Origin of the sequence: Bacillus timonensis, from assembly GCF_004799755.1 — a bacterium.
Classification (GTDB): domain Bacteria; phylum Bacillota; class Bacilli; order Bacillales; family Bacillaceae_L; genus Ferdinandcohnia; species Ferdinandcohnia timonensis_A.
In genome coordinates, this window is the sequence record NZ_SLUB01000087.1 from 1 (window position 1) to 11,030 (window position 11,030).

Consider the following 11,030-nt stretch of genomic DNA (forward strand, 5'->3'; position numbering starts at 1 on the left):
CTGGAATGTTGTGTGGTAACTTCATTTTACTAAAAAGGATGATTTTTTTGTGCGTTTTTTTAAAAAATTTTGGTGTAAAGACTACTGAATCTTGTAACCTTGTTGATTGGAGCGGAAGGTACGAGACTCCTGCGGGCAAAGCGTGGCCAGGGGAGACCCCGCAGGAGCTTGCGACGAGGAGGCTCCGGGACCGCCCGCGGAAAGCGAGTACCTGCAGCGGAAATCAACAACCTAGTTTTAGTTGACCCAATAAATATAAAAAATGAGGGGCTGTCCTCAAAAGTCACTTTTCAATGACTTTTTGGACAGCCCCGTTTTTATATTTTAACTTTATCCTTTAACTGCCTTCACCAACCGAGAAAATTGGCTAGAGGCCGATCTATCATAAAAAAAATGACAAGCGCTTTGCACTTGTCGATTATGAAAACTTCGCATCAATATTCCGTAAATGTTCAAGGTCTTTTTCCTTCACCAGCAGGCTTACGACCACAAAACTAATAAGCGAGAAAAACACAGGCAAAACAACGGAATGCATACCAAAGGGCTCTGGATTCGTGGTATGGATCAGGATATAGCTACCTACTCCAACGATGATTGAGGAGATGGCTCCATACTTATTCCCCCTTCGCCAATATAAGCCTAGTACAACCGGCCAAATAAAGGCAGCCTCAAGCCCGCCGAACGCAAACAGATTTAACCAAATCAATAAGTCAGGGGGATTGATGGATAGAAAAAACACCAAAATACCCACGAGCCCTGTAACACTCATACTTATTCTTTTTACAGCTTGATCTGTTGCATCAGGCTTTATGTAATTTAAATACACATCCTTCACAATGGAAGAGCCTACAATTAATAATAACGAGTTAACAGTAGACATGATCGCCGCCATTGGTGCGGAAAGAACAATTCCAGCCAACCATGGGGGTAATACTTCCATGGCTAACAACGGCATAACGGTATCAGGAACTTCAATCCCTGGAATGATAGCTCTTGCAAAAACTCCTGATAAATGCATGCCAAGCATAATAAATCCAACAACAATGGTTCCGATAATCATCGCCTGGTGCATCGCTTTTGCATGACGATACGACATCGCTCTTACGGCAATTTGAGGCAACCCAACAACGCCTACCCCAACAAGAATCCAAAACGAAGATAAATAGATGGGAGTAAGAGATTGATCATGTCCAAACGGGGATATGAGATTTGGATTTTGCCCAATAAGTTCTTTGATAATGGCTGGGATTCCTCCACCTGCAATAATCGTTCCAATGAGGATAATCAACGTCCCAATAAACATGATGATGCCTTGTATCGTCTCTGTTAGAGCAACGGCACGAAAACCACCAATCGTCACATAAACTAAAATGGAAATTGCAAAAATGAATAATGAACTCGTATACGACAAGCCTGTTAAGGACTCAATTAATCTGCCTCCCCCAACCCATTGGGCAATCATTGAAGCAAATAGAAAAATGATAATACTTCCCGCTGATAGTAAAACAACCCACTTCGAGTTATAGCGCTCCTTTAAAAAGTCAATGATGGTGACAGCATTTATTTTACGGGCAACAATCGCAAATTTTTTCCCTAACACCGCTAGAACAAAATACCCTGTGACCACTTGAATCATGGCAAGAAGTACCCACCCAAGCCCAATCGTGTACGCAGCACCAGGACCACCGATGAAACTACTTGCACTTCCATACGTCGCTACCATTGTCATAGCCAGTACAAAACCACCTAACTCACGGCTCCCTAAAAAATAATCTTGAAGAAATCCGGAGCTATTCTTTAAATGTCCTGCTGCATAAATTCCAATTATAAAAATAATCACTAGTAAACCAAGGAAAGGGATTAATACTTCCCAATTCATAACGAGTCCCCTCCTTCTTCTTCATCAAACGGTACCTCTTTAAAGACCATTTTTACAAGAATAATCACCAACAAGACCACCACAATAAAACCAACAACACAACTGTAAAAAAACCAGCTTGGTAATCCTGCGATATATGTATATTCTGAAACTGGCTCTGACCCGAATCCATATGCAAAGCCAAACCACCATATGAAATTGAAAACCGCTAAACCGATTCCAAGTAATGCTTCCTTTTTAGCGACCTTATATCTGCGGTCACCCGTATGTTTATTTTTCTCCATGCCAATTTCCCCTTACTACACGTCGAATCGTGTTCTTATTTACCTATCCTGCCCCAAAATGGTGTCTGCCCATCAAAAAAGCTACCTAAGAAACATCCTTAGGTAGCTTTTTAATCATTATTCGGCTGATTCCTCACCATCAATCAAATAATTGTAATCTGAACGATTAACCGGCTCAAATCCTTGTGGTGTGTAGAATCGTAACAAGTCACCATTTACAACCTTATCAGAAGTTGCTAACTTTTCTTCTACGATGTCCTGAAGCTTTTTCGCAGTGTCTAGCTGGTCTTCTGTGATTTCAACACCTGTTGTTGAATCATAAAACTTTCCATCAACTGCGGAAATAGTTGGACTTACGAAATCACCATTACGGAATGGAATCACTTGATCATGTTGTTCAGAAAGTAAGTCTGTTCCGAATTGCATATAATCCTTCGTATCAATTCCAAGTAAGTGTAGGAGTGTTGGCAGAAGGTCAATTTGTCCACCATATTGGTGTTGAACCCCACCTTCCATACCTGGAACTCGGATGAACAATGGTACCCGTTGAAGGGAAGCACTATCAAATGGTGTAATTTCTTCTTTTTCCAGCACTTGCCTCATGGCTTTATTATGGTTTTCGGAAATACCATAATGGTCACCGTACATAATGATAATTGAATTATCGTATAAGCCTTTTTCTTTTAAATCATTGAAGAATTGCTCTAATGCTTCATCTGCATATCGAGCCGTTTGGAAATATCCATCAACAGAACGATCACCTGTTGTATGAGGCGCAATCGTTGCATCCTCTTCATTAATTTTATATGGGTAGTGATGCGTTACAGTAATAAATTTTGTATAAAACGGCTGTGGTAATGTGTCTAATAAATCTGCTGATTGCTCATAAAATGGTTTATCCATTAGTCCATATTCAGCAAGGTCTTCTGGATTCATTTGATAATAACTTGAATCAAAGAAATGATCATAACCAAATGACTTATAAATTTCATTTCGATTCCAGAAACTTCCTGAGTTTCCGTGGAATACAGCAGATGTATAACCTTCTTGTCCAAGGATTGCTGGAGCAGCTTGATATGTGTTCAAGCCTTTCGTTGTAAAAGCTGATCCTTGCGGTAAACCATATAATGAGTTTTCAAGAAGAAATTCCGCATCAGCTGTCTTACCTTGTGCAGTCTGATGGAAGAAATTATCAAAGTAAAGTGTATTTCCTTCATTCACTAATGAATTTAAGAAAGGTGTTACCTCTTCCCCGTATAGCTTGTAATTGATTAAGAAATTTTGCATGGACTCAAGGTGAAGATAAATAACGTTCATGCCTTTACCTGCTCCAAAATATTCTGGATTTGGCTCAGCATAGTTTGCTTTTGTATAGTTAATTACTTCAATGCTATCATTACTATCCGCTAATGCTCTTTGTGTAGAAGCCTTTGTACTTTGAACTGCATCGTAAATCGTGTAGTTATACATACCTAAATATTTCACGATATAATGGCGGTCAAATCCACGTGTTAATAGCTGTGGACGATCAGCCTCTGCAAGAGTAAGGTTAACAGCTGAAATTAAAATCGCAAATGCAAATAATGCAGCTACTTTTAAACCTTTCATACTACTTGCTGTCGTCTCAGACTTCACTTTTTTAAATAAAACCAGTCCTAGAAGGACGAAAAAGTCAATAAAGAATAAGAAATCATATGGTTTTAAAAGTGAAACAACACTTCCACTCACATCACCAAAGTTCTGTGTTTGGAACAATGTTGGCAATGTAATGAAGTCACTAAAGAAACGGTAATAAACAATATTCGCGTATAAAAGGAAAGACATTAGAAAATAAAGAATGAGAAGTCGTCTATTTCTCTTTTTCTCTTTCCCTAAGAATGCTAGACCTAAAAAGAATAAAGCCGATCCAAGAGGATTCAAAATCAATAAAAAAGTCTGTAATGAATTATCAATATTTAAGTTAAATTCGGTTGATTGTGAAATGAATGTTTTAATCCAAAGCAATAACACTGCTAATAAGTAGAAGCCAAAAAAGCTAGTGAAGATATTTTGACCACGTTTTAGAAAATTCTTTTTCATGATTGCACCTACCTTCAATCTAAACAAAAATTATTTCAATAACTAAAATCGTAAAAACTATTTTACCAAGCAAATATGAACAAATTATTAACAAATGTAATTTAATTTACATAAGCGATACATTCACTTACTTTACTACGTTTCGTCAAAAAGTCAATAGTTCTAGAAAACCCCGAAATTTTCTTGCAACTTATGTATTCCCTTACACACTAGCCTGTACACCGTATTTACAAACTTTTATAAAATACGTTACATCCTTCTCATTTATGAACAATTTTTCTTTACAAAAGAAAGCAAAAACAAAGACGAATCGATTGCTTTCAATTATACTACTATAAAAGGAATTACTAAAATGGAAAGGGCTATTCGAACTATGTTTATTCTAGCAATTCTCCTATTTCTCTTGCTTTATAGTGGTATGAGCTTTTATTTTGGGTATATGGGATGGGTATGGCTCAAATATTCATTTTCTTTTCGACATAAAAAGACATATAGCTTAGTCATTCTGGTTTTATCCTTAAGCATTTTTGTAGGGTACTCTACATCATCAGCTATTCTGCAAACAATCGGGTATTATTGGCTCATCCTCGCAGGATTTGGACTTATCCTCCTACCAATCGCTACCCTTCTCTTTTTTCTATTAAAAAAGAAAGGCATTCGTGCAATTGGATTCGTGCTACTCTCGGTGTACATCTTGATCTTTAGTTTCGGAACTTTCTATGCTTGGAGTCCTGTTGTACAAACGTATCAACTTTCGATCGACAAAAATGTCGAACGGGATCGGTTGAAAATTTTAATGGCTTCTGATTTTCACCTCGGGAGTATCGTCGGTAAAAACCATCTTGAAAAATTTGTCCATTTAGTAGAAGAAACTCGTCCAGATATTGTGTTGATCCCTGGAGATCTTATCGATGATCACATTGAGCCATTTTTGAAAGAAAACATGGGTGAGATGATGCGAAAAATCGACGCACCACTTGGCGTCTATGCCACACTTGGAAATCATGACTACTACGGGCAGGATAACAAAAAAATTGTCGAAGAAATGGAGGAGCTCGGGATTGAGGTTTTAACTGATGAAGTGACGATGATTGAAAACGAAATCTATATAATAGGAAGAAATGATGATACAGATAAAAATCGTGTCGAAATGACGAAGCTAGTTTCAACACTTGATTCATCCAAACCGATGATTATGCTCGATCATCAGCCGAATGAATTAGATGCTGCACAGGCAAACGGGATCGACATACTTCTGTCAGGACATACCCATCGTGGACAAGTCTTTCCTGGAAATCTAATCACTAACATGCTTTATGAGAATGACTACGGTTTATTGAAAAAAGGAAATATGCATTCCATCGTTTCTTCTGGATTTGGAACTTGGGGACCTCCCCTTCGACTTGGAACGAGATCTGAGGTTGTGGTGATTAATGTAGAATTCAAGTAAAAAAGCATTACCTTATTTTTAAAGGTAATGCTTTTTTTCCTTAATTAATAGAAGTTGTTGTATTTTCTTTTCCTTTAGAAATCAGTTGATCAAGAGCAAATGCCTTCGAACCTGTGATAGCAAGCATCACAGCCATTGCTAGAAACGCTAAATCTAATTCATAACCTGCCATTTGTCCATTCCCTAAAAAGCCTATTGCAAGTTTCACTTTAACAATGGCACCAACCATTACGATTGCAAATAGGATTGACACAATTCTACTAAATAATCCAAGAACTAACATAATTCCACCAACAAGTTCAATACCTGCTACGCCATATGCTAAAACACCTGGTAGTCCAATGCTGTCAAACCAAACAACTGTGTTTTCAATTCCGTCTTGAAATTTCACAAGTCCATGAATAAAAAATGTAATCCCTAACACAACTCTTATAATTAAACTACCTAATTCAATTTTATTTTCCATTTCCAATTCCTCCATTTTTTAATTCGTTCGTGATCCATTCCCTCAAATCACGATAATTTTGTAGTGATACGGTGTGTCCTTCTGGATATGAATGAAAGCTCACATTCGCTCCAAGCTTTTCAAAAAACTCCTTGCTCTCCACTCCCCATTGATACGGCAACACAGGGTCTTGTTGCCCATGCGAAATAAAGATTGAAAGATTTTCGACAGATTGAATGTCATATTCCTCTTTTACAAATCGAGGAATATACCCGCTCAAAGCGACAATGCCCTTAATTCTGTCTCCTAATGAAAGCCCTAAAGTCATCGAAACGATTGCTCCTTGACTGAATCCTAGTAAATAGACGTTTTCTTGATCAATCGGATAGCTTTGCGCAGTATAATCAAGAAAATGTGTGAGTTGATCAATGCTCTGGTCAAATACTTCTCTGTGCGGTTTGCCATAACCTTCAATTGTAAAAAAGGCATAGCCTGGTGGTTGTGGTAAAGGCCCACGAATACTAAAAATATAAAATAACTCCTCCAAGCCTTTTGTTAATGAGAGGAGATCTTGTTCATTGCTCCCCATCCCATGCATTAAAAACAACGCAGGGTATTTTTTATTCGGTTCAATTGTTGAAGGATTACGTAGTTCATAAACAAAAGGTGAATTCAATTCAAATCAGTCCTTCCTTCATCATATTTAGTTAAAGTATCCCCACAGCGTAGTATTTATATAGAAATAAAATATTCGTATGAAGAAACACGAAGGCAAAAAAGAAAACCTCTAGGGTTTGTTTCTTAATATGAATATTTGTTGTTTATAAGATAACAAGACCTATGGTAGATTGTCAACAGTTTTTTTGCTAATATAAAAATATGTTTCCTACTAGAATACAAGTGAGGTACAAATTATGGATATTGGCACTAAAATTCGCGCAATACGAAATCGCAAAAAAATAACCATCGCCCAAATGTGTGAAGGTACTGGCCTTTCCAAGGGATTCATCAGCAATGTTGAAAATAACAATACCTCTCCATCAATTAATACATTAAAAACAATTTCGGATTTCTTAGAAGTTCCTCTTCCCTACTTATTATTAGAAAAGAAAGAACATATGCGGGTTGTTCGTAAGGATGCTCGTACAAAAACATCTTTTAATCATTTACAAGTGGAACATCTCACCTCCAAGGGTGGCTTGCGCATGATGATTGTCGAATGTCCGCCAGGTGCTTCCATGGGAGAACCGAACGCTCATGAAGGCGAAGAATGTCATTTAGTCTTAAAAGGAAAAATTCTCGCTGAACAAGGAGAGGATTCCGTTATCGTAGAAGAAGGAGACTCCTTCAGCTGGAATGCCAGTGTTCCTCATTTTGTAAAAAACATCGGAGAAACAACGGCAGTGATTTTGATCTCTGTCTACTCCGATTCGGAATTAAATGATATTTTATAAGTTTGTTTTAAGTCTGCGGAAATCGCAGGCTTTTTTTCTTTGTTAACGTTTGTTCGGCTACCATTAAGAAAAAAACTTTGACATCGTTTTAAAAATCATGTACATTATCTAATGTACGAACATTATTAAATAACAAAGAAAACAATATTCGGTTTTAGGAGTGTTTTTAATGGATAATGTATTTGATTACGAAGATATTCAATTAATCCCAGCAAAATGTATTGTAAACAGTCGTTCAGAGTGTGACACAACAGTTGAATTTGGTGGACACACCTTTAAACTTCCGGTCGTTCCTGCTAATATGCAGACCATTATAGATGAGAAAATCGCATTATTTTTAGCTGAAAATGGCTATTTCTATATTATGCACCGTTTCAACCCAGAAAAACGTGTTGGTTTTATTAAAGATATGCAATCCCGCGGGTTAATCGCCTCAATCAGCGTCGGTGTTAAGCCTGAGGAATATGCGTTCATCGAACAACTTGTTGAAGAAAACCTTGTACCAGAATTTATCACGATTGATATTGCTCACGGTCATTCAAACTCAGTCATTGAAATGATAAAGCATATTAAGGCTCACCTGCCAAAGAGCTTTGTCATCGCTGGTAACGTTGGTACTCCAGAAGCGGTAAGAGAATTAGAAAATGCTGGAGCTGACGCAACAAAGGTTGGGATTGGACCTGGTAAGGTGTGTATCACGAAAATCAAAACTGGTTTCGGAACTGGTGGCTGGCAGCTAGCAGCACTTCGTTGGTGTGCAAAAGCTGCAACAAAGCCTGTAATTGCAGATGGGGGTATTCGTACTCACGGTGATATCGCAAAATCAGTCCGCTTCGGTGCGAAAATGGTCATGATCGGTTCCCTATTCGCTGGACATGAAGAATCACCTGGTGAAACAAAAGAAGTTGAAGGTAAACTAGTGAAAGAATATTTCGGTTCCGCTTCTGAATTCCAAAAAGGCGAAAAGAAGAATGTGGAAGGTAAGAAAATCTACGTTGAGCACAAAGGCTCACTAAAAGATACACTTAAAGAAATGGAGCAAGACTTACAATCTGCTATCTCTTACTCCGGCGGAAACAAACTAGATTCCATCCGCCACGTCGACTACGTCGTCGTCAAAAACTCAATCTTCAACGGCGACCGAATTTATTAAGGACCAACGTGCTATAGGTACCTGGGGTGCCAGGGTACCAAGGGTGCCAAGGGGACGGTTCTTGTGGTCCCTTGGACTACGACGCTTCTCAACTAGGCATGTTTTTGAAAAAGGAACCCCCAAGTATGTTCCCTAACAGGTTCACTTGTGAGGTGCTAAACGTTAAATCACAAACCTAATCACAGACAAATCACAGTATATTTCACAGTCAAAAAGGCTTAGAGTTATTTTCAACCCTAAGCCTTTTTGGTATTATCTTATAAAACTAATGCACCTGTTTTTCATCCATAAAGCAGAGATTCACCACAGAAAATAAAAGTTATTTACGTTCTTTCAGGATAGATTAATAACATTACTTTGTAAAAGATAAGCCCTTTCCAACAGGTTGAATTGAATTTATTACTGCTTCTCCTACTTTCTTACTTATCAATCTTTCAATTATCCATCCAACTAAATATTGTGCGGCTAAGCAACCAGCCGCAGTTGCGATATTTTTTTCAACAATAAATGATTCTTCGACAACGGTAACATTAAATTTTTGTAATTCCTTTTTCGCTGTTGGGTAAGTGGTTGCAGTCATACCGTCTAATAAACCAAGAGCTCCTAAAATAAGTGCTCCAGAACACATAGAACCTACTAACTGTTTCGATGGATTTATTTTTAGTCTTTTAAGATAATTTTCATCCTTATATAGTCTCCTCGTACCTGGACCACTGGCAAATAAAATTGCATCTGCATTTCTTAGTTCATCAATAGATGAATGGATTGGAACTGTAAGACCAGTAACCGAACTATGAGTTTCTTTAGTCCCATAAATTTGAACATTCCATTCAGGATGATTAACACGATTTAATATGTCCCAAGGTAAAAAAACATCAATATCCGTAAAATCATCAAATGCAACAATAGCGACTTCCATTAAATCTTCTCCCTCTCCTTATAAAGGATAATTTTTTTTGTTAAACTAACCTACACCGTTTGTAGAATAAATTCAACAAAAAAGTGCATTAATCCTTCTTGGATCAACGCACCCGTAAGTTAAGCGAATACCTTCACATTACCTTAACAATATCAAATCCCTTAATCTTAATATATAGGGGCATATCAAAAAGACGCCTCCGATTGCTGAAGATCATTGCTTAAATTTTATTCAAGATAAGTTAGCAATAGGTAAGCATTTGATGTTATCTTCAGCTTTTCCCTGCTCCACACGGAACGCGACAGTTTCCCGTCATCCGCGTTACATCTAACTGTCCATTATAGTTTATGAGTTCCATGTTACTTAAAGTTTGGTCTACTTAATGGGTTCCAAACTCAATATTTCACGGTAATTAATTATTTTATTCATTATTGACGTTGAATAACCGGGATCATTGTAAGATTGTCGTTATCGATAATATGGAAGCTTTTACTGGCGGTATTAATGTTGGGGATGAATATACTGGATTAAAGCCCGACGTAGGATACTGGCGTGATACCCATGTAAGAATTGTGGGTGAAGCCTCAGTTGACTTGCAAAGGCTCTTCGAAGCTCATTGGAATATCTCTGTACCAGAACCGAGCGCATTGTTGAACAGGGTGCTCGCCTGCTTTCTCCATTATTATAAGTTGATGAATCTTATTCTTTTGTTCTATGCTTAAATCTAGATTTAACAAATTTTTGTTTTAAAAATATTTCTGTTTTTTTTTAAAAAGGCTAAAATCCGTGTTATAAGAACTTCCAACATGGTTTTTTTCCTATTTACGATGGAATTTCATTACCAAAAATCAGAAATGCTAAAAAGGCAGATCAAAGAGGTTGAAATTAAAAATATCTGTTACCTTTAGACTAACCATGGAGAGACACTTAATTCTGCCTTCTGGAATGGGTGGTCTGAATTTCTTAGATTGGAAATAGAGGTTATTAGATACCTTACTTAATCTAGACACAATAATGGTTTAAGCTGTCCATGATGATGAAATAGTTTACTGTCCTTCAATCCATATTCTGTATAAATTAATTGTTTTTACAGACACTATTAAAAACGGTTGAAGGATATGTTAATCATGACAGAGCGTCATAATAATGATAACTTCCCAGGTTATGAAAAAATTAAATCGATTCTTAATGAATCGCCCGACTTGAATTGTCGAAAGATTGAAGCTGGACAAGAGGGGATTCATATTATTTTCATGAAGAATTTAATTAAACCAGAGATTCTAAATGAATATGTCATTAAATACATGGAAGAACTTTCTGTAGAATTCTTACATTATACCTATTTAATGAAAAACATACCTATAGAA

Annotated in this window: 9 protein-coding genes and 2 pseudogenes; 5 read left to right on the forward strand and 6 right to left on the reverse strand. The window is 37.2% G+C overall.

Features of this window, described 5'->3' with window-relative positions; genetic code table 11:
- Window positions 1-418: 418 nt before the first annotated feature.
- The 3 genes from panF to E1I69_RS22840 all read right to left on the reverse strand — a co-directional run bounded on the left by panF (window position 419) and on the right by E1I69_RS22840 (window position 4,242).
- Entirely contained in the window at window positions 419-1,879 is a 1,461-nt protein-coding gene (gene panF, locus E1I69_RS22830) for a sodium/pantothenate symporter (protein ID WP_116350821.1), read from the reverse strand.
- Complete coding sequence (locus E1I69_RS22835) at window positions 1,876-2,163, reverse strand: YhdT family protein (protein ID WP_136381821.1); 288 nt, start codon at window positions 2,161-2,163, stop codon at window positions 1,876-1,878. Before E1I69_RS22835 ends, panF begins: the two co-directional genes overlap by 4 nt.
- 117 nt (window positions 2,164-2,280) lie before the next feature.
- On the reverse strand, window positions 2,281-4,242 hold the full coding sequence (locus E1I69_RS22840; RefSeq protein ID WP_136381822.1) for an LTA synthase family protein: 1,962 nt from the start codon (window positions 4,240-4,242) through the stop codon (window positions 2,281-2,283).
- A 352-nt stretch (window positions 4,243-4,594) separates the two neighbouring features.
- On the opposite strand from E1I69_RS22840, the gene E1I69_RS22845 reads away from it, so the two are divergent.
- A complete protein-coding gene (locus E1I69_RS22845; RefSeq protein ID WP_242634682.1) occupies window positions 4,595-5,692 on the forward strand; it encodes a metallophosphoesterase in 1,098 nt (365 codons plus the stop codon).
- A gap of 40 nt (window positions 5,693-5,732) precedes the next feature.
- Here E1I69_RS22845 and E1I69_RS22850 read toward each other — a convergent pair whose 3' ends face one another.
- Window positions 5,733-6,158, reverse strand: coding sequence for a DoxX family protein (locus tag E1I69_RS22850; RefSeq protein WP_136381824.1), 426 nt, complete (start codon window positions 6,156-6,158; stop codon window positions 5,733-5,735).
- On the reverse strand, window positions 6,148-6,813 hold the full coding sequence (locus E1I69_RS22855; protein ID WP_136381825.1) for an alpha/beta hydrolase: 666 nt from the start codon (window positions 6,811-6,813) through the stop codon (window positions 6,148-6,150). The genes E1I69_RS22850 and E1I69_RS22855 overlap by 11 nt, the downstream gene beginning before the upstream one ends.
- Window positions 6,814-7,051: 238 nt before the next feature.
- Between E1I69_RS22855 and E1I69_RS22860 the strand changes: the two genes are divergently transcribed.
- Both E1I69_RS22860 and guaC read left to right on the forward strand, forming a co-directional pair.
- Window positions 7,052-7,591, forward strand: a complete 540-nt coding sequence (locus tag E1I69_RS22860; RefSeq protein ID WP_136381826.1) for a helix-turn-helix domain-containing protein — start codon at window positions 7,052-7,054, stop codon at window positions 7,589-7,591.
- 169 nt (window positions 7,592-7,760) lie between these two features.
- On the forward strand, window positions 7,761-8,744 hold the full coding sequence (guaC, locus tag E1I69_RS22865) for a GMP reductase (RefSeq protein WP_116350827.1): 984 nt from the start codon (window positions 7,761-7,763) through the stop codon (window positions 8,742-8,744).
- Window positions 8,745-9,096: 352 nt separating this feature from the next.
- On the opposite strand, the gene E1I69_RS22870 is transcribed toward guaC, so the two are convergent.
- Complete coding sequence (locus E1I69_RS22870; protein WP_136381827.1) at window positions 9,097-9,663, reverse strand: DJ-1/PfpI family protein; 567 nt, start codon at window positions 9,661-9,663, stop codon at window positions 9,097-9,099.
- A gap of 440 nt (window positions 9,664-10,103) precedes the next feature.
- On the opposite strand from E1I69_RS22870, the pseudogene E1I69_RS25145 reads away from it, so the two are divergent.
- Window positions 10,104-10,301 (forward strand): annotated as a pseudogene (locus E1I69_RS25145) (phospholipase D-like domain-containing protein); the annotation flags it as partial.
- Window positions 10,302-10,790: 489 nt separating this feature from the next.
- A pseudogene (locus E1I69_RS22880) lies at window positions 10,791-11,030 on the forward strand (spore germination protein); the annotation flags it as partial.

Coding starts and splice junctions, on each gene's coding strand:
- E1I69_RS22850 (WP_136381824.1), bottom strand. CDS start 6,158: ATGGAAAATAAAATTGAATTAGGTAGTTTAATTATAAGAGTTGTGTTA.
- E1I69_RS22840 (WP_136381822.1), bottom strand. CDS start 4,242: ATGAAAAAGAATTTTCTAAAACGTGGTCAAAATATCTTCACTAGCTTT.
- guaC (WP_116350827.1), top strand. CDS start 7,761: ATGGATAATGTATTTGATTACGAAGATATTCAATTAATCCCAGCAAAA.
- E1I69_RS22870 (WP_136381827.1), bottom strand. CDS start 9,663: ATGGAAGTCGCTATTGTTGCATTTGATGATTTTACGGATATTGATGTT.
- E1I69_RS22835 (WP_136381821.1), bottom strand. CDS start 2,163: ATGGAGAAAAATAAACATACGGGTGACCGCAGATATAAGGTCGCTAAA.
- E1I69_RS22860 (WP_136381826.1), top strand. CDS start 7,052: ATGGATATTGGCACTAAAATTCGCGCAATACGAAATCGCAAAAAAATA.
- panF (WP_116350821.1), bottom strand. CDS start 1,879: ATGAATTGGGAAGTATTAATCCCTTTCCTTGGTTTACTAGTGATTATT.
- E1I69_RS22845 (WP_242634682.1), top strand. CDS start 4,595: ATGGAAAGGGCTATTCGAACTATGTTTATTCTAGCAATTCTCCTATTT.